The sequence below is a fragment of the Arthrobacter sp. TmtSoilC79 genome (genome assembly GCF_059739405.1).
In genome coordinates, this window is sequence record NZ_AP046051.1 from 353085 (window position 1) to 371514 (window position 18430).

Genomic DNA, 18430 nt, shown 5'->3' on the forward strand with positions numbered 1-18430 from the left:
AAGCAGGACTTAGAACACAACCCTTAAACAAAACGAAGCCCGGCGGAATCAATCCGCCGGGCTTCGTTTGCTTTACTTTGGTTCGTCGGAGGCTACCGGCAGCGGAGCAACAGGCGCCCCCTTGGCAACGAACAGTGTCTCGGCTTGCTCCAGGGACATGCCGTTGGTCTCGGGAACCTTGAACATCACGAAGAAGAACGACGCCGCCGCGAATGCCGCGTACATGGCGTACGTCAGTGGCAGCGAACCAGCCGCCATGATGGGGAAGCTAAGGGTGATGGCGAAGTTGGCGATCCACTGTGCAGCGGCGGCCAGGCCCAGGGCGCGGGCGCGAATGCGGGACGGGAAGATCTCGCCCAACAGAACCCATACGAGCGGACCCCATGAGGCGCCAAAGCTGATCACAAATACGTTGGCGGCCACCAAGGCAACAGGGCCCCAGGCGCCGGGAAGGGTGATTTCCGATCCCGTCCCGGTGGCAGACGAGAAAGCCAGCGCCATGACGCCAAGTGAAACGGCCATGCCGATGGATCCGGTGAGCAGAATGGGCCGCCGGCCAATGCGGTCCACCAGTGCGATGGCTACGAGAGTTACCAGGATATTGGTGACGGACGTGGCCACAGAGATGGTGAGTGAGTCCTTTTCCTGGAACCCGACAGCCTTCCACAGGGTGGTGGAGTAATAGAAGATGACGTTGATTCCAACGAACTGCTGCAAAACGGAAAGGATAATGCCGATCCAGACCACAGGCAGCAGGCCGAATCGGTTGCCACGCAAGGAGCCCTTCTTGGTGGACAACTTTTCCTGCTGGATGGATTCGCGGATCTCGCGGATGTGCCGTTCTATATCGTCACCGGGGATGAGCTTGTTGAAGATGGTGCGGGCTTGGTCTTCCTTACCGTTGAGTACCAGGAAGTGAGGGGACTCGGGCAAGCGGAAGGCGATCCATCCGTACACTGCTGCAGGTATGGCGCAGGCGATGAACATCCAGCGCCACGCCTCGGTGCCGAACCACAACGTACCTCCCGCGCCGCCGGCCGAGTTCGCCAGCACTGCATCGGAAAGGAGTGCGGCAAAAATACCGGTGGTGATCGCAAGCTGCTGGAGTGAAGCCAAGCGGCCGCGGACGTGTCGGGGCGAGATCTCGGAGATATAGGCGGGAGCAATGACAGAGGCGAGGCCGATGCCCAGGCCGCCGACGAGCCGCCAGAAGATCAGGTCCCACACGCTGAAGGCAAGGCCTGTGCCGATGGCGCTCACCAGGAAGAGCAGGGCGCCGATCTTCATGGCCGGGATGCGTCCGTAGCGGTCGGCAATCTTGCCGGCAAAGTAGGCACCGGCAGCACAGCCCAGCAGTGCGACAGCTACAGCAAATCCGGTCAGGGCCTCGCTCATGACGAATTCGTCCGCCATCGCATCAACGGCACCGTTGACCACAGAAGAATCGAAACCGAAGAGGAAGCCGCCCACTGCGCCGGCGACGGCCAGGCCGATCACCTTCCGTGAAACTGGGGGCGCGCCTTCGGTGCTGGAACTGGACATGGGTCTCCCTTGGGGAACGGTGGTGTGGGAGCGAAGTGCGGGACGTCGTCGGCTGTCCGACAGGGACGCCGGTGCACTCGCGCTACACAGTGTGGCACGTCATATCGCCACAGTTCCAGTCAAGTGACGGACGCTACATGCATTCAGGTTATGAACACAACAGCGCCTGTTCGGCAGCTGAGAGCCGGCTGAGAGCCGACTGCAGCTCTTCGCCAAGGGAGACAGCGAGCCCGTCGTGTAAGTACTTGAACGCAGAAGGGGTGCGACAAGCCGGGTGTGAAGACGGCAGGCAGCCCGAGGGCTGCCTGCCGTTGACTTCAGCACCGGAAAAGGCGCCGAGGGTAAATCGCTTTTAGTTTTGCTAGTGCGCCGGTACTGAATCCTTGGCTGCGGCCTTGGGATCCGTGAGCTTCTTATTGGGCAATGCAAAGCTGATCAGGAAGGCAACAATCATGAGCCCCGCGGCGGTAAGCATCACCACATCGATGGCCTGGGCGAAGCCTTCCGTGATTGGCCGGGTGAGTGTGCTGTTCGCCGAGTGGAGCCAACTGGTGTCGTTGAGGGACTCGTTGTTGGCGCCGTTCTTGAAGAAGTCAAAGAGCTTGGCGTTGGCGGGGTCCGAAGCCACGGCAGGGTCACGCATGACCGCTTGGTAGTCCGGGCTGGCTGCTGCGGTCTTCATGCCGTCGGCGATCTTGTCAGCCGCGGTGCTGAACAGCATCGAGATGAACACGGCTGTGCCTACCGCGCCGCCCATGGAGCGGAAGAACGCAGCCGTGGAGGTGCCAACGCCCATGTCCTTCGGTGGAACGGAGACCTGCATGGCGAGCGTCAGCGGCTGCATGCAGAAGCCCAATCCGACGCCGAAGAATACAGCGATCAGGCCGGGGACCCACAACCCTGTATCGACTCCCAGAACCAGCCCCATGACGGTAGCCGCGCCAGCCAGGATAGCCGTGCCCAGGATCGGGAAGATCCTGTAAACACCCGACGAGGAGATGGTGCGGCCGGCAGAGATGGACCCGAACAGGATGCCCACAGTAAAGGTGATCATCATCAGGCCGGCCTCGGTGGGTGTGAGGCCCTTGACCAGCTGCAAGTACATGGGAAGCATGGCGATGGCGCCGAACATGCCGATGCCGATGATGAAGTTCAGCAGGGAAGAGAGCCCAAACGTGGTGTTCTTGAAGAGCCGCAACGGGATCAGCGCGTAGTCTCCGGCACGCTTCTCAGCGAGCAGGAATGACACGATGCCGATGACGCCCAGTCCGTAGCAGAGCCACGATCCGGCGGATGACCAACCCCAGGTCCGGCCTTGTTCTGCCACCAACAGCAGCGGAACAATAGCCAACGTGATTGCGGCAGCACCCCAATAGTCGATCTTTTGCTTTACATGCCTGGCGGGCAGGTGCAGATACATGAAGACCACTACAAGGGCAGCCAGCCCGATGGGCAGGTTAATGAAGAACACCCAGCGCCAGCCGTCGAAGCCGAGGATATTGGAGGATCCTGCGAAGGCACCGCCGATCACCGGGCCCAGCACGGAAGAAATGCCGAACACCGACATGAAGTAGCCCTGGTACTTGGCCCTATCCTTCAAAGCAACGATGTCGCCGATGATGGTCAACGCCAAGGCGAGCAAACCACCGGCGCCGAGTCCTTGGATGCCGCGGGCAATCGCCAACTCGGTCATGGAGTGAACCGATCCCGCGTAAAGGGAGCCTGCCAGGAAGATGACGATAGCCACGAGGTACAGCGGGCGACGACCGAAGATGTCGCTCAGCTTTCCGTACAGGGGCGTGCTCACTGTTGAAGTGATCAAGTACGCAGTGGTTGCCCATGCCTGAAGCGAAAGGCCATCGAGGTCGTTGGCAATGGTGTAGATGGACGTGGACACGATGGTCTGATCCAGCGAGGACAGGAACATGCCGAGCATGAGTCCCACCATGACGGTGAGTGTCTGACGATGGGTCAAGACCTCACCGGCGGCCCGAACGGGCGTGGTTTTGGACATATCTTCTCCAGAGGTGGCAGAAAAGTGGATTAAGCAGGATAGTTGCTTTCAGTAACTATCTTACTGCCAGGTTGATTCCCGCTGGGAGAATATTTCTTCAACTTTCCCTCTAAGTCGGAGTCCGCGGAAGAGTCAGCGCTCGATCAGGATGCCGTCCGGATCGCAGTAGATCATCACCCCGGGTTGGATGCGGACGCGATCAATGATCAGCTCCACGTCCACCTCTCCAACGCCTGTCTTGGCACTCTTCTTGGGGTTGCTACCCAGTGCCTTGACGCCCAGTGGCAGGCGGGCGATGGCTTCCCGATCCCTGATGGCCCCGTTGATCACTACGCCGGACCAGCCGTTTTCTACAGCACTGGCGGCGATGAGGTCCCCCATAAGCGCCGTGCGGAGTGAAGCCTGGCCGTCAACGACCAGCACGGCCCCTTCGCCGGGGGTGTTGAGGACGGTCTTCACCAAGGCATTGTCTTCGAAGCACCGGATAGTGCGCACCGGGCCACTGAAGTGGGTATGGCCACCCAGGTTCTGGAACTGGACCGCTATGGACTCCAGTTCCTCTCCACGCTCGTCGTAGAGATCGGCTGTATTTACTTGATCACTCACGGTGCTTCTCCTCAATCGCTGTGAGGCCACACTAACGCGCACCCGGGGGCTAAAGCAGGGCTTTACAGGCCTATGTGGATAAAGAGCCCGACGGCGACCCAGTGACGCTTTGCCGCGTTAGGCTGAATCCGAACATCCAAAATGAGGGGGAACCTGCCATGAGCTTGTCCGACTTGCCGGGTCCGGTGCCGGATCCTGCCGTCGTCCGTGGCGGTACCACTACGGCGCTTGCCGAACCGGTGGTACCAGTGCGGCCGCTCTGGGTCACAGGAGTGGTGCTGGTCAACCTCGGCATTAACGCTGCATTCTTCGGCCCCCTGCAGGTTCTGCTGGGCCAGCAGGCAGCCCACTTTGATGATGGCCAGAAGGAAGCGATCCTGGCATTGGTCACTGGCTGTGGTGCGGCAGTTTCCATGGTGGCAAACCCCTTGTTCGGCGCCTTCAGCGACCGCACTACTTCACGCTTCGGCCGCCGTGTGCCCTGGGTCCTGATGGGTGCCATCCTTGGAGCAGTCGCGCTGGTTGCCCTTGCAGGGGCTCCCAACGTTGCCGTCATGACATTGCTTTGGTGCCTGGTGCAGGCCGGAGCCAACGCCATGTACTCGGCAATTACGGCGGCCGTGCCGGACCGGGTTCCGGTTCCCCAGCGCGGAACCGTTGGCGGTTTGGCGGCCATGGGCCAGACAGTAGGTATCCTCGTCGGCGCAGTGATCGCTGCCGTCGTCGCAGGTAACTTCGCTGCTGGTTACTGGGTGTGCGCAGCAGCGCTGCTGGCCGGCGTCGTGCTTTATCTTTTCAAGAGCGATGACCAACCCCTGTCGCCAGGCGACCGCTCCGCGTTCAAGCTGGCTGAATTCCTCAAGGGCTTCTGGGTTTCGCCCAAACGTTATCCGGACTTCGCCTGGGCGTGGCTGACCAGGTTGTTGGTCAGTACGGGCAACCACATGGTCACGCTGTATCTGCTCTTCTTCCTCAGCGATGCTGTACATCTGGAGGAGACCGAGGGTATCAAGCCTGAGTTCGGCGTTCTCATTCTCACCGGCCTGTATGCAGTCACCGTCATCATCACCAGCGTTGTGGGTGGGCGGTTGAGCGACAGGATGGGCAAGCGGAAACCTTTGGTCATCGCCTCATCCGTCATCATCGCTGCAGCGTCGCTGATCCTCGCTTTTGCTCCCACTTGGATCGGCGGACTTGCCGGTGCGGCGGTGCTGGGAATCGGGTTCGGAGCCTACCTCGCCGTGGACTTCGCGCTGATCACACAGGTCCTGCCGACAGCATTGGACCGGGGCCGGGACCTGGGCATCATCAACATCGCGAACTCGCTGCCCCAAGTGATAGCCCCATTGATTGCGTTCCCATTTGTGGCCTACTGGGGCGGCTACATCTCGCTGTACGTAGCCGCCGCAGTCATCGGGCTTTTGGGTGCCGTGTTCGTGGTGAAGATCAAGAGCGTGGATTAGGCCTAGAACACGGCGGTGAAGCCACCCCAACCCCAGCCGACCGTGGATTGTCCATACCATCGGATCCAAGGTTGACCGCTGTTCAAGTAGTCGGAGCCTTTGCTGTAGTACATAGTGAGTCGTCCTGCGGTGTCGACGCTGTAAACATCCACGTTGCCGTCACCGTTGAAGTCGCCCGCCGAACCCACAAACGGGAAATCACCAAATCCCCAGCCAATGTCCGAAGTGCTGCCGTCCAACCGGCCACTCCGGCTCGCCTCGCGAAGCCTGAGGTAGCCATAATTGCGGGAGACGATCCCGAGGTTGTTCTTCCCGCCGAAGTGGCCCACGGTAAAGACCGGATCATTGTTAATCCAGTAGGTGTCCACGCCGTAGGCCTGAAGGAATCCGCCGTGGCCGTTGCCAGGGTAGAGGATGGCTTGATGCCATTGATCCACCACTATGAGGTCGTTACTTCCGTCTCCGTTGAAGTCTCCCGCAGCAGAGACGGTCTTGAAGCCCTGCCAGCCCTGGCCGATCTGGAATGACTTCTTCCAGCCACCTGTCCCGTTGCCTTGGTAGAGGAAAAGTCTTCCCTGGGAGTCACGACCTATGACATCCACGGTGCCGTCACCGTCAAAGTCGCCGGGAGAGAACAAGATATTGAAGACGTTCCATCCGGTACCAAGTATTTGGGCTGAACGCCAATTGCCCCGGCCATCAGTGGGATACAGAAGGAGTCGGCCCGCGGCGTCGCGGGCAAAGATATCCAAAGTGTCATCGCCATTGAATCCCCGGGCCCGGGGTTTCGCCGCAATTCGCAGCGGATAGTCTGCTTGCAGGGTGAGCCGGGATTCGGCGTCGTAGGAGACAGTGACAAAAACGGCGATCACGCGGCCGAGGTCCGCAGCTGTGGCCCGATATGTTGAGCCGGTGGCTCCGGGGACGGTTTGACCGTCCCGGGTCCATCTATAAGAGAAGGACGGCGTGCCACCCGCCGGAACAACAAATGGAGCGTACCCGCCTAGCTCCGCCTTCAGGAGGCCACCAACTGTGGGATCGCCATTGAGCTGCGGTTGTCCCATGTAAACCGGCCGGACCGCAGCCGAAAGCGCAGTCGATGCGCGGTCACCGGCATTCAAGGGGAGCGCAGCCTGGGCAGGGGCAGCGAGCATAGGAGCAGACATGACCGCTGCCAGCACCGTTGCGGTCACCATGCGCAGGAAACGCTGCTGGCGGCTGGCCTTGGACAGTGGAAGGGCAAGTGCAAGGTTCAAGATTCCCCCCGGGGACGGATAGTCGGTAAACGGGTTTAGAACACGGCGGTCAAGTAGCCCCAGCCGGTTCCGGGCTCTTGAGTTTGGCGGTAGTAGCTATATTGTTCCGTGGTCATTTGCTCGGTTTTGAAGACACCTTGGTCGGTGACGCTAAAGAAGTAATTAAAGCGATCGGACGAGTTGAAGCCGCCCAGGCCGCCCATGAAAAGACTGGAGGCGTAGTTCCCCTGCAATACCTTCGAAGATAGCCAGCCCCCCTTGCCATCCGGGTAGTAGGCGAGCAGCCTGCCGTCCGTTGCGCGCCCAAGGAAGTCCGAGACGCCGTCTCCGTTGAAGTCGCCAGGGGTGAACACCTTGTTGAAGCCCTGCCATCCCTGACCCACCTGTGCCGCAGCCAGCCACCCGCCTCGTCCGTTGCCTGGGTAAAGGAAGAGCCGGCCTTGGGTGTCGCGGGCCAGGACGTCGCTGGTGCCGTCACCATTGAAGTCACTGGCGGGGATGATTTCACTGAAACCGGCCCACCCGGTTCCAATGACCGAGGAACCAAGCCAGCCCCCGCGCCCGTCTCCCCGGTATAGCCATAGCTGTCCCGACTTGTCGCGGGCCATAACGTCCATGGCGCCGTCCCCGTCGAAGTCGCCAGGAGAAACCAATGAAGTGAAGCTTCCCCATCCCCAGCCCACGTCCTTGCTTCCGTTCTGGAAGGTGCCGTAAGAGCCACCGGAGAAGAGGGTGAGAGTCCCATTAGGTTTCCTGGTGAAAACATCGGGCTTCGCATCACCGTCGAAGTCCCTCATCAACGACTGGTACCTTACGGGCACCGGGTTGCCGCTGGGGGATATTCCTACAATGCTTCCGTCGTAACTGATGATCGCCGCGACCCCGAGTTGTTTGCCTGCGTCCGAGGGTTTAGGTGTGTACGTGGCTCCCGTCGCTCCAGGGATAGCTTCGGTATAGTTCAGCAGCCACTGATAGCTCACAGTCGGCTTAGCACCCGCTGGCAACCCTTGAATGGTGGTCGGGTCAAATACAGCCTTTGAGGTTGTCTTAACAGCGGGGAAGCCAACGATGGAGGGGCTTGCGGCCGATGCCAGGAAGAACGGCCTGCTCTCTACAGTTTCGGCATGATGGCCTTGCACCAATGCGGTCAGTTTCAGGGTCAGGCCCGAGCCCGTGCCGGCGAGGCCCCGGCTGACGTTGAACCAGCCGTTTATCCCCTCATAGGAGCTGTCGAGGACACCGTCGCGGTACCAACTGAATACGTAGGAGGTAGGCTGGACCGCCCACGCCCCGTAGCCGACTTCGTAATTCCATCTGTCAAACCCCGAGCCCTTCTGGATTCCAAGGGTTGGAAGCGAGATGTTGCTGTTCGGTGCCAGCTTCTTGACTGGATTGCTCACAGTGAAGTCAAGCGTTTCCCACGAAACGGGCAACTTGTAAGTGCCCGTGAAGTTCCGGGAGTAAGTCCACGACTCCGAACCGTAGGTGACACGGACCTCTTGGAGTTTGTGTGGTCCGTCGAAGAACGCATCTCCCGTGACTGTCAGCGAAGCTGTTGCGTTCAAAGTTCCGGCAGCCGGCGTTCCGGACCACTCGACGTCGTGTTTCGTCACCAACGATTCGTCCGAATAGGTGAAAACCACTCGCTGAGCCCGCTGTGACAGGGTGAAGTTGATCTGCACTTTGGCTCCTGGAACCACGGAGGCCGGAGACAGGGGCTTGATAGAGGTAAACAGCGGTACTGGCTCCTCGGCGGCGGCCGCCGGAGCAGCCGTCAGTGCAACTGTGGGTGCAAGCATGGCTGCTGACATGGCCAATCCCATCAGCAGGGCAAGTAGCCGGCGCACTGTGCGCTTTCGTCCAGGCATGGCTGCCTTGGTTGTGATCAATTGGTCCCCCGGGGATGTGAAGTGAATATCAGCATGAGGTCGTTGCCTAGAAGACAGCAGTGAATGCATTCCAGCCCCAGCCAATGGTGGCCTGACGCTTCAATGCGATATGGCCTAAGCCATAGAACATGGTCAATCGCCCATCCGGGTGAATCCCGTACACCTCCGGGACCCCATCGCTGTCAAAATCCCCGGGTGCTCCGATGCGGCTGAAAGTCTCCCAGCCGTGGCCTGCGTAGGCACTGAAGGCATTCGGAGTCCAACTGTTGTCGTAGAAGTATCCGTTGCCGGATCCGCCGTAGGCTCTGAGCTCCCCGCGGTTGTCGCGGGCAAAAATTGATCGTGACGACGGTGAGACAAAAGTATCGAACTCGCTCCAACCACCACTAAGCGTGTAGGGGGTCAGGAAGCCACCACGTCCGTTCCCGGGATACATCACCATCGTGTTCGAAGCATCCCGGGCAATCAGGTCTGCGGTGCCGTCACCGTTGAAGTCGCCCGGCGCCACGATATCCTTCATGCCACCCCAGCCTTGGCCGATCTGGAACGAGCGCAGCCAGCCACCCTGTCCGTTGCCTTGGTAGAGGTAGAGTCGCCCTGCTCCATCGCGCGCAATGACGTCCACGTTGCCATCCCCGTCAAAGTCGCCCGGTGAAAGAAGGGAGTTGAACCCGTTCCAGCCCTGACCTATTTTCTGCGCTGTCAGCCAGCCGCCTTGTCCATTGCTGGGATAAAGCCAGAGATTGCCGCCACCATCCCTGGCGAAGATATCCCCTGTGCCGTCCCCGTTAAAACCCTTTCCCCGCGTTTTATTTGCGAGTGTGCCAACCAGGTCCACCACCGAGCTGCCTGCAGAGCCGGCGTCGAACCGGGCAGTGACTCCGGCTGTGATGATGGTGCCCTTGTCGGCAAGGCTCGGTCTGTAATCCCGGGACGTCGCGCCAGGAATTGGGGTGCCGTTGCGCTTCCAGACATAGGTGTAGCTCGCTTGTCCTCCAACAGGGTCCACGCTGGCGGGGCCATGGTCCAGCCAAAGATGGCCTCCCACGGACGCATCACCGGTGATGTGCAGGTTCAATATCGAGACGTTTCGGGGCATCGGCCCGAAAGCATGGGTAGCGGCAGCCGTAGGCAGGTAGCCCGGGGCCCGTACCAACATGTTCGCCCAGATCATGTTTGCGGGATCGGAATACATGTTGGACTGGTACTCATCTTCGATTTCGTAATCGATGGGGGAACCGTTCCGGTACCACTGGAAGTTTGAAAAGGTTGGTTCGGCCGGCCAGGTGCCCCGTTGGATGCGGAGGACGGTGTTGGGAACCAGATCCCCCGATATACTCGGCGCTACCGTTGGGACCAGCTTCTGGAGTACCTTCGCTGGGTTGTTCACTGTGAAGTCACCGGTAGAAAGTGCCGCCCGCGCGGCGGTTCCTAACGGAACGGTCGAGGTCCGCTCCAGTGAGCCGTCACGTATGTAGCTGTCTTTAGCTAAACCGTCGAAGTAGGAAACCTCCACGCGCTCCAGGGTGTACTTACCGGATGCTTGGGCAGCAGTGACCGCTCCGGTAGCCGTGACGGTCTGGGGGCCCGGGGCGGGATTGCCGGCCCACGCGAGTTCAAAAGTAGTGACTTCGGAAGCATCCCGATAGACCAGCCGGACCGCCTGGGCAAGTTGGGAGAGCTTGACCTGCACCCCTGCGGTCTGTCCTGGTCCGAACGTGGCTTTGGCCGGCAGGAACGATGTAGGAACGGGCGCTATGTAGGGCAACATCGGGTTCTTGATCTTGAAGTCCTGTGTTGCTGGATCACCGAAGGGGGAGGTTCCTGTGCCAGGTGGGTAGACACTTCCGCCTCGGTAATAGACCTGCGACGCCCCTACGGTGGTGATCACCTGGACGTAGCTGACCTCGATCGTGCCATTGGGCCAAGAGGAGGCTGCAGCGACGCCCGCCACCGTGCCTGCTCTGGCACCCGCGGGAGCGGTCCACGCAAGAGTGTGCGTTCCCGCAGTACTCCGAAGCCCCACCTCAACACGCTTGACCGCCACGGAAGTCGTGAAGTTGAAACTGACTGGTGCACCGGCGTCGACCGTTGCAGGGGAGGTCCGCGCAAAAGTCGAGAGGATAGGCGTGGCCGCCACGGCGGGCGAAATGGGGGTCAAGACGACGAATGCCAACGTAAAAACCAGCGCCATGAGGAGCGCTCGCACCACCGAAGACGCAGCACGAAAGCGCAGAGCAGAATGAGACCCCAAAATTCCCCCAATTGGTGCAGACCAGAGCGGCCTGTCGAGGCCAATTGAGATGAGGATACAGCCCGGCTCCACCGGGTACAGCTATTGGGATTGGATTATCGTTATTCGCTCAAATGTGTCGTGCGTCAAACCCCAAACTCAACCAATTTCGGCTTAGAACACCGCAGTGAACCCGCCCCAGCCCCAACCCACAACGCCGGCACCTTTCCAGCTGCCGCTGCCGTTGCCGTAGTACATGTTCAGTTGGCCGGCGGAGTCGATGGCCCAGACGTCGTTGACGCCGTCGCCATTGAAGTCGCCCGCACCGCCGATGCGCGGCATGACGTTCCAGCCGGTGCCGATGGCCCGCGCGGTGGTCCAGCCGCCGCTGCCGTTCCCGCCGTAGAGCCTGAGGTTGCCGGCACTGTCGCGGCCCATGACGTCGGGGTTGCCGTCGCCGTCGAAGTCGCCGGGGGAGAAGACCTGGCTGAGGGCATCCCAGCCTTGGCCCACTGCGCCCGGGGAGCGGAAGCCGCCGGATCCGTTGCCGGGGTAGAGGACCAAAGCTCCTGCCGGTGTGCGTGCCAGGAGGTCGTTGGCGCCGTCTCCTGAGAAGTCACCGGCAGCGATGACGGAGTCGAAGACGTCCCAACCCCACCCGACTGCCTTGCGGGGAAGCCATCCGCCGGTACCGTTGCCCGGATAGAGGAAGAGTGTGCCTGAATCGTCGCGTGCCAGGACGTCGTTGAACCCGTCCCCGTTGAAGTCGCCGGCGTTGAGCACAAGATCGAAGACGTCCCAGCCGTATCCGATGGTTTTCGCCGTTTGCCAGCGTCCGGCGCCGTCCGTCGGGTACAGCAGAAGGTTCGCCGCGGCGTTCCGGGCGAACAGGTCAAAGGAGGTACCGGCGTCGAATCCTGCAGTGTGGGCCTTGTTCCGCACCACGGTCCGGCTGTACACGGTAAAGGGCCGCGTGGCAGTGGCCGGATTCCCGGCCTGGACCAGTGCACGGAAGCCGACGACGGCGCCACGGTCGGCCGCGGTCAACGTATAGGTTTTGGCGGTGGCGCCATTAATGGGGGTACCGTTGCGCACCCATTCGTACTTGACGCTGGCGGTGCCGCCGGCTGTTCCGGTGGAGACGCTGGCCTCGTTGAAGACACCCGTGAGTTTCTCGCCGACGGTCAGCTTGCCTTGGAGCGCGGGGGCAGTGGCGGTGATGGGGGAGGTGGGCGTGAGCGGCAGGGAGGATGCCGACACGGCCCGGTAGCCTGCCCGGGTGGCTGTGACCCGCACGGACAGTGTCTGGTCCAGGTCGGCTTCGGCTACCCGGTAGCTGTTGGCGGTGGCACCGGAGATGGGTTGGCCGTTCCGCAGCCACTGGTAGGCGAATCCTGTGGGAGGGTAGGTCCACGCGCCGTTGTCCGTGGTGAGAACCTGGTCGTAGCGGGCCACCCCGGATACCACTGGCGGCTTGGTGTTGGGGTTGTCCACGAGCGGGAATCCGGGGTTGTTGACGGCGAAGTCAACGCCGTCCAGGGCCCCCGGCCGCTGTGTCGGCGCTTCGAGGCCTTGGCTGATGGAGAGGATGTTGCCATCGCGGCCATAGCGCACGGAGCCCTGCCCGGCGGGAAGCACAATATTGACGCTGAGGAGCTTGTACCGGCCGGTTCGTTTAAAGGCACTTCCGTTGACCGGAACTTTGGCCTGTGCACTGTAGGGTCCTGGCGCCTGGCTGGTGGGGCCGTACAGGATGGCCTGCTCCAACGTGTCCTCGTTGACGTAGGCGAATCCGACTTCCTGGGCCGGACCGCTGAGGGTGAAGGACAGGGAGATGATATTGCCGGGAACCACGGTTGCCGGTGATGTCCGCGTTACGACGGTGGGGAGGGGTGCCGGACCTGCTGCACGGGCACCCGGCGGCGGAACCGCTATGGCAAGGGCGGCGCACAGGAGTACTGCCAGCAGGAGATGGAAACCACGCCGCATGGGCTGCTGTGAAGAAAGAACGGCAGAACGAAGTGTCATGGAATCCCCCAATCCTTAGAAGACTGCGTTGAACCCGCCCCAGCCCCAGCCGATGGCAGCGGCACCGTTCCAGCCGCCGTCGCCGTCGCCGTAGTAGGCGAGCAGTTGACCCGAGCCGTCCACCGCGTAGACGTCTACGTTGCCGTTTCCGTCAATGTCGCCGGCCGCGCCGATGGTGGACATGGCGCCCCAGCCCTGGCCAACCACGCTCATGCCGGCCCAGCCGCCTGCTCCGTTGCCTTTGTAGAGGCGCAAGGCCCCGGCGGCGTCCCGTGCCAGGATGTCGACGTTGTGGTCGCCGTTGAAGTCGCCGGGGGTGATGATGTTGTTGACGGCGTTCCAGCCGCTGCCCACTACGGAACGGCTGAGCCAGCCGCCCTTGCCGTTGCCCGGGTAGAGGTACAGGAGGCCGCTGGAGTCGCGGGCCAGGACGTCGTTGGTGCCGTCACCGTTGAAGTCGCCGGGTGCAACGATCGAGGTGAAGGCGTTCCAGCCGCTGCCTGCCTGGCGGCCGGCGAGGAAACCGCCGTCGCCGTTTCCTGCATAGAGGAAAAGGTTGCCTGCGGAGTCCTTGGCAAGGATGTCGTTGGCCCCGTCACCGGTGAAGTCGCCGGGGGAGACCACCGTTCCGAAGCCGTTCCAGCCCGGCCCAACGGTGCGCGGGGCTTCCCAGGCATTGTTCAGGCGCGGATACATCATCAGGGTGCCGTCGGTGCGGCGGGCGAGCAGTTCGTAGGCGCCCCGCCCCGTGAAGCCGTTCGCCCTGTTGGAAGCGGAGATCGGGGCGGTCTCTTCGCTGGAGACTTCCAGCGGCTCGCACCCGTTCTGGCTGGCCACCACGTGGGCGGCGATGGTCTTGCCGCGATCGGATTCATCGAGCGTGTAAGTCCACCATGCCGAGTGGTCCTGGGCCCGAACGCCGTCGCGGGTCCAGTAAATGCCGTAGTCCGGGCCTGCGGCGGCGCCGCAACCACGGTAGGAGGCGGGGTCGATCTCAAGCGTGAGCGTTGAGCCGACAAACGGCGCTCCATGAATTACGGGATCCGAAGGGTCCATGGTTGCCATGGCTGGTGCCGGCGCGAAGGCGATTGCGGCGACGACCGCCGCTGCTATGCCAGCCACAACCCGGCGCACACCTGACGTAGGGCGCGTTGGTGCGTTCATGATGTCCTCCCCAGACTTTATGCGGCCAATTCTACCGCGGCTGGGATTTCTCTAGAAGATGGCTGTGAAAGCGCCCCAACCATTACCGACGACCTCGGAGGTCCGCCATCCTGTCCGCCCGTTGCCGTAGTAGATCACCAAACGGCCTTGCTGGTCCACGCCGTAGACATCGTTGAAACCGTCGTTGTCGAAGTCGCCGGCGGCACCCGCTGCTTTCAGCGCGTTCCATCCAACCCCGATCAGCCATGACCTGGTCCAGCCGCCGGCACCGTTGCCCCCATAGAAGTAGAGGTAACCGCTGCGGTCCCGTGCCAGCACGTCCACGTTTCCGTCGCCGTTGAAGTCTCCCGGCGTCAGCAGCGCATCCATCATCTGCCAGCCCTGCCCGACGGCGGTACGCGCCAACCAGCCTCCGGAACCATTTCCCGGGTAGAGGTACAGGGCGCCGCCCGGTTCACGGGCCAGGACGTCATTGTTGCCATCGCCGTTGAAGTCGCCGGGGCTGACGATGGTGTCGAACACGTTCCAGCCCTTGCCGATGGTTTGGGCCGGTTTCCAGCCGCCGGTTCCATCCCCGGCGTAAAGGTACAGGGTTCCTGCAGCGTCCCGTGCGATCACATCGCCCTTGCCGTCGCCGTCGAAGTCGCCCGGGGAGAACGTCAGGTTGAAGATGTTCCATCCCCAGCCAACCGTCCGCGCCGCCTCCCAAGCGGTGCCCTTGCGGCCGTAAAGCTGCAACGCGCCGTCGGTGCCGCGGGCCAGCAGCTCATAGCTCCTGCCCGTGAACCCGGCTGCCCGGTTGGCCGCGCCAACGGGTTTGGTTTCGTCGCTGTGCAACGATTCGCCGCCGCAGGCCGTCTTGCTGGCGGTCACGTGGGCAGCCATCCGGGCGCCGGTGTCGTCGGGCTGGAGGGCATAGGTCCGTGCCGTCTCGCCGGCCACCAGGAATCCGTCCCGGGTCCAGTAGATGGTGAAGTCAGGGCCTTTCCCGCCCCCGCATCCGTAGAACGTGTACGGGCCGATGTCGGCTGTCAGCTTCTCGCCGACGAACGCTTTTCCGCTGAGGACGGGATCGGGTCCGCTGTTTTGGGCGGCCGACGCCGGCAGGGGACCAAGTGCCATGGCCGCCACAGCGGCGGTCAGCAGCGCCGCTGCCATCCGGCGTCGAAATGTCCCCATATGTGCGTTCCTCCCGTGTGTGCCCGGTTGGGCTCCAGACCTGCATGCAGTGTATGTGCGTGGAGTGCCAATGGGTGGGAGCGGCGTGGGTGCTTTCGTGGGTGCCGGGCTCTCAGGAAACGATCATTTAGCTCCCGTATCATTGATGCGATCGGCCAGCCGCGGGTCCTTGACCCCAGCCGGCCGTTTCCTTGTCAGCCTGCCAGGAGATCGCCGGAAATGCCCGCCTCAAACTCACTGGAACCGTATTCCCTTGACCTGACCTCGGGGTTGCCCCGTATGGCTGCCGCGCCTACCACCCCGCGGCAGCAGCTGCGCTATGCCCGCATCCTGAAAACGGCGGAAGGGTTTGCCCAGCGGCAGTTTGATACCTTGAGCCTCTCCGACGTCGCGGCCCGGGCTGACATACCCCTTGGCACGCTCTACCGCTACTTTCCCTCAACAGCCCATTTGATGCTGGCCGTGTACAGGCAGCAGTTGCGGGAGCTCCGGGATGGCGTCCGTCGCCGCGAAGGCAAAGGGCATGCGCTGGCCGGTTTGATGATGGAGATCTTCCACCTGAGGGTCATGCAGCCCGGTGTGGAGCACTGCCTCATCCGTCCTGCCGGCAAGGACGATGACACGGCGCAGCTTTTGCGGGAGATTGATGCGCTGTCCGAGGAAGTGGTGGGCTCGCTCAGCAAGGACCCCGGCAAGGACTCCGTGCGTGCCCGTATCCTGCTGCACCTGGTCAGTGGGTTGGTCCAAGCGGTGCGGTGCCGTCGCCTCTCCCTTTTTGAGGCTGAGAAGGATCTGAAGAAAGCCTGTTCCCTGCTGACCGGCGAATGAGGTCCGGCGCCTGCTGGTCTAGACCGGAAGTTGCCAAGAACACGCTTTTTTGCATGACGTAGATCACATTTGGTGCTGGTTGAACGTTTTACTCTCGAATCGTCTCTCTTGGTATTGAATCTTGTACCCCTTCACGCTCCTTAGGCTGGAAACACCGAAGCGGCTAGCAGCCCCCTATCTGCAGAAGCAACGCCGGACCAGCCATCCTTGGTCCGCAACAGCAGTTCTGTTCCTGCCCGAACCATGCCGTGGGTCCACGGCTAGCCTGAGGAGACAAAGACGTGTCCATCGAGACAATTGCTACAGACAACGACGCCCTGGTACTGACCGAAGAAGAGATCTTCGCAGCCCACGAAGGCGGCAAGCTGACCATCTCCAGCACCGTACCGCTGAACAACAAGCGCGACCTTTCCATCGCCTACACCCCCGGAGTTGCCCAGGTCAGCCGGGCGATCCACGCAAATCCCGAGCTTGCCCGCACCCACACCTGGGCCGAGCGCCTGGTTGTTGTGGTCAGCGATGGCACCGCCGTTCTTGGCCTTGGCAACATTGGCCCGAGCGCCTCCCTTCCGGTCATGGAAGGCAAGTCCGCCCTGTTCAAGTCCTTCGGGGACCTCGACTCCATTCCCCTGGTGCTCAACACCACCAACGTGGACGAGATCATCGAAACCCTCGTCCGCCTTCGCCCCAGCTTCGGAGCCGTGAACCTCGAAGACATTTCGGCTCCGCGCTGCTTCGAACTCGAAGAGCGGCTCATCGAAGCCCTCGACTGCCCGGTCATGCACGATGACCAGCATGGCACCGCCGTCGTAGTTCTTGCAGCCCTGACCAACGCCGCCAAGGTGACGCAGCGCGAACTCGCCGGGCTCAAGGTTGTGGTGTCCGGCGCAGGTGCCGCGGGCATCGCCATTGCCGAGATTCTTCTTGCTGTTGGCGTCAAGGACGTCATCCTGCTCGACTCCAAGGGCGTGGTCAATGCCGACCGCGCCGACCTCGTGGCCGATCCCGGCAGCGTCAAGGCCCGCATGGCACAGCGCACCAACCCCCGTGGCGTCACCGGTGGCCCGGGCGAGGGATTGACGGGCGCGGATGTGTTTGTTGGTGTTTCCTCCTCCAAGCTGGACGAAGAACACTTGAAGCTCATGAACGATCAGTCGATCGTGTTCGCCCTGTCCAACCCGGATCCGGAAGTGCTTCCCGAAGTCGCCCGGAAGTACGCAGCCGTTGTTGCCACCGGCCGCAGCGACTTCCCGAACCAGATCAACAACGTGCTGGCCTTCCCCGGCATTTTCCGCGGCGCACTCGATGCCCGGGCCCGCCGCATCACGCCCGCCATGAAGATCGCCGCTGCCAACGCCATCGCTGAGCTGGCCGCGGAAGACCTCTCCGCCGATTACATCGTGCCGAGCCCGCTGGATGCCCGCGTGGCACCGGCTGTCACCGCGGCGGTTGCGGCCGCCGTCGCAGAATAGCGTTACTGGGTAGCGGCTACTACTGCTGGACCGACGACGGCGACGCCTCCCGTGCTGGGGAGCGTCGCCGTCGTTTGTGGTTAAGCGGTGCGGAAGCAGCCCAGGGTCACTACTGCACCCCTGGGCGTTACTGCGCCCCTGGGCGCGTCAAGGGGGCCACAAGTGACCCCGCGTTGCTGCTCATAGACTGGTGGACATGAACGCCGAACTTATCGTGACCATCCTGTGCGGCCTGGCCATTGCGGTAGGCGTTGCCGGGACCATCATTCCTGTACTCCCGGGCAGTATCCTCATTGGTGCCAGCCTGCTGGCCTGGGCCATTTGGGGTGGTGCCGGTCCGGTTGGCTGGGTGATCTTCGCCATTGGAATGTTGTTCGTGGTGGCGGGCATGGCAGCAAGTGCCGTACTTACCGGTCGGAAACTGAAGCAGCATGGCATCCCCAACCGGTCAGTGCTGATCGGCGTGGTGTTGGGCGTGGTGGGCATGTTCGTGATTCCCGTGGTGGGGCTCTTTGTGGGCTTCGCCGTCGGCCTCCTCCTCAGCGAGGTCCAGCGGACCCGCAACTTCCGCACTGCCGTCCGCTCAAGCGGCGCAGCGCTCAAAGCCACTGGTATTGGCATCCTGGTGGAGTTCGGGCTGGCGTGTGCTGCGGCGAGTACCTGGATCATCGGTGTGTGGATCAACGCCGTGAACGGCTAAGGCCGGGTTGGCCCCCCCAGCCCTCTTAAACCCGTCCCGGGATGGCAAAAAATGAC

Annotated in this window: 13 protein-coding genes; 4 read left to right on the forward strand and 9 right to left on the reverse strand. The window is 62.1% G+C overall.

Features of this window, described 5'->3' with window-relative positions; translation table 11 throughout:
* Positions 1-72: 72 nt before the first annotated feature.
* The 3 genes from AC6JA3_RS01750 to rraA form a co-directional block, all read right to left on the reverse strand.
* Positions 73-1542 (reverse strand): sugar porter family MFS transporter, encoded by a 1470-nt coding sequence (locus tag AC6JA3_RS01750; RefSeq protein ID WP_347782435.1) that lies wholly within the window; start codon positions 1540-1542, stop codon positions 73-75.
* A gap of 361 nt (positions 1543-1903) precedes the next feature.
* Complete coding sequence (locus AC6JA3_RS01755) at positions 1904-3556, reverse strand: MDR family MFS transporter (protein WP_026542981.1); 1653 nt, start codon at positions 3554-3556, stop codon at positions 1904-1906.
* Between the two features lie 132 nt (positions 3557-3688).
* On the reverse strand, positions 3689-4162 hold the full coding sequence (gene rraA, locus AC6JA3_RS01760) for a ribonuclease E activity regulator RraA (RefSeq protein ID WP_026542980.1): 474 nt from the start codon (positions 4160-4162) through the stop codon (positions 3689-3691).
* Positions 4163-4320: 158 nt separating this feature from the next.
* Between rraA and AC6JA3_RS01765 the strand changes: the two genes are divergently transcribed.
* Positions 4321-5625: an MFS transporter gene (locus AC6JA3_RS01765; RefSeq protein ID WP_026542979.1), complete on the forward strand. Its 1305-nt coding sequence runs from the start codon at positions 4321-4323 to the stop codon at positions 5623-5625.
* 2 nt (positions 5626-5627) lie between these two features.
* Here the strand turns inward: AC6JA3_RS01765 and AC6JA3_RS01770 are convergent, their stop codons facing one another.
* The 6 genes from AC6JA3_RS01770 to AC6JA3_RS01795 form a co-directional block, all read right to left on the reverse strand.
* Positions 5628-6881 carry an FG-GAP-like repeat-containing protein gene (locus AC6JA3_RS01770; RefSeq protein ID WP_155854657.1) on the reverse strand — a complete coding sequence of 418 codons (1254 nt, stop codon included), beginning with the start codon at positions 6879-6881 and terminating at the stop codon, positions 5628-5630.
* Between the two features lie 35 nt (positions 6882-6916).
* Positions 6917-8749 carry an FG-GAP-like repeat-containing protein gene (locus tag AC6JA3_RS01775; RefSeq protein ID WP_162150862.1) on the reverse strand — a complete coding sequence of 611 codons (1833 nt, stop codon included), beginning with the start codon at positions 8747-8749 and terminating at the stop codon, positions 6917-6919.
* A 67-nt stretch (positions 8750-8816) separates the two neighbouring features.
* Positions 8817-10964 carry an FG-GAP-like repeat-containing protein gene (locus tag AC6JA3_RS01780; protein ID WP_051421686.1) on the reverse strand — a complete coding sequence of 716 codons (2148 nt, stop codon included), beginning with the start codon at positions 10962-10964 and terminating at the stop codon, positions 8817-8819.
* 213 nt (positions 10965-11177) lie between these two features.
* Positions 11178-13031: an FG-GAP-like repeat-containing protein gene (locus tag AC6JA3_RS01785; RefSeq protein WP_051421685.1), complete on the reverse strand. Its 1854-nt coding sequence runs from the start codon at positions 13029-13031 to the stop codon at positions 11178-11180.
* A 15-nt stretch (positions 13032-13046) separates the two neighbouring features.
* On the reverse strand, positions 13047-14195 hold the full coding sequence (locus AC6JA3_RS01790) for an FG-GAP repeat domain-containing protein (RefSeq protein WP_347782437.1): 1149 nt from the start codon (positions 14193-14195) through the stop codon (positions 13047-13049).
* A gap of 51 nt (positions 14196-14246) precedes the next feature.
* Positions 14247-15374, reverse strand: a complete 1128-nt coding sequence (locus AC6JA3_RS01795; RefSeq protein WP_026542975.1) for an FG-GAP repeat domain-containing protein — start codon at positions 15372-15374, stop codon at positions 14247-14249.
* A 219-nt stretch (positions 15375-15593) separates the two neighbouring features.
* On the opposite strand from AC6JA3_RS01795, the gene AC6JA3_RS01800 reads away from it, so the two are divergent.
* The 3 genes from AC6JA3_RS01800 to AC6JA3_RS01810 all read left to right on the forward strand — a co-directional run bounded on the left by AC6JA3_RS01800 (position 15594) and on the right by AC6JA3_RS01810 (position 18374).
* Positions 15594-16202, forward strand: coding sequence for a TetR/AcrR family transcriptional regulator (locus AC6JA3_RS01800; protein WP_026542974.1), 609 nt, complete (start codon positions 15594-15596; stop codon positions 16200-16202).
* A 281-nt stretch (positions 16203-16483) separates the two neighbouring features.
* A complete protein-coding gene (locus tag AC6JA3_RS01805; RefSeq protein ID WP_026542973.1) occupies positions 16484-17674 on the forward strand; it encodes an NAD(P)-dependent malic enzyme in 1191 nt (396 codons plus the stop codon).
* Positions 17675-17870: 196 nt separating this feature from the next.
* Positions 17871-18374, forward strand: coding sequence for a DUF456 domain-containing protein (locus AC6JA3_RS01810; RefSeq protein ID WP_026542972.1), 504 nt, complete (start codon positions 17871-17873; stop codon positions 18372-18374).
* Positions 18375-18430: the final 56 nt, after the last annotated feature.

Excerpts from the sequence above, each read along its gene's own strand:
- AC6JA3_RS01750 (WP_347782435.1), bottom strand. The coding sequence starts at position 1,542 with ATGTCCAGTTCCAGCACCGAAGGCGCGCCCCCAGTTTCACGGAAGGTG.
- AC6JA3_RS01755 (WP_026542981.1), bottom strand. The coding sequence starts at position 3,556 with ATGTCCAAAACCACGCCCGTTCGGGCCGCCGGTGAGGTCTTGACCCAT.
- AC6JA3_RS01765 (WP_026542979.1), top strand. The coding sequence starts at position 4,321 with ATGAGCTTGTCCGACTTGCCGGGTCCGGTGCCGGATCCTGCCGTCGTC.
- AC6JA3_RS01775 (WP_162150862.1), bottom strand. The coding sequence starts at position 8,749 with ATGCCTGGACGAAAGCGCACAGTGCGCCGGCTACTTGCCCTGCTGATG.
- AC6JA3_RS01780 (WP_051421686.1), bottom strand. The coding sequence starts at position 10,964 with ATGGCGCTGGTTTTTACGTTGGCATTCGTCGTCTTGACCCCCATTTCG.
- AC6JA3_RS01785 (WP_051421685.1), bottom strand. The coding sequence starts at position 13,031 with ATGACACTTCGTTCTGCCGTTCTTTCTTCACAGCAGCCCATGCGGCGT.
- AC6JA3_RS01790 (WP_347782437.1), bottom strand. The coding sequence starts at position 14,195 with ATGAACGCACCAACGCGCCCTACGTCAGGTGTGCGCCGGGTTGTGGCT.
- AC6JA3_RS01795 (WP_026542975.1), bottom strand. The coding sequence starts at position 15,374 with ATGGGGACATTTCGACGCCGGATGGCAGCGGCGCTGCTGACCGCCGCT.
- AC6JA3_RS01800 (WP_026542974.1), top strand. The coding sequence starts at position 15,594 with ATGCCCGCCTCAAACTCACTGGAACCGTATTCCCTTGACCTGACCTCG.
- AC6JA3_RS01810 (WP_026542972.1), top strand. The coding sequence starts at position 17,871 with ATGAACGCCGAACTTATCGTGACCATCCTGTGCGGCCTGGCCATTGCG.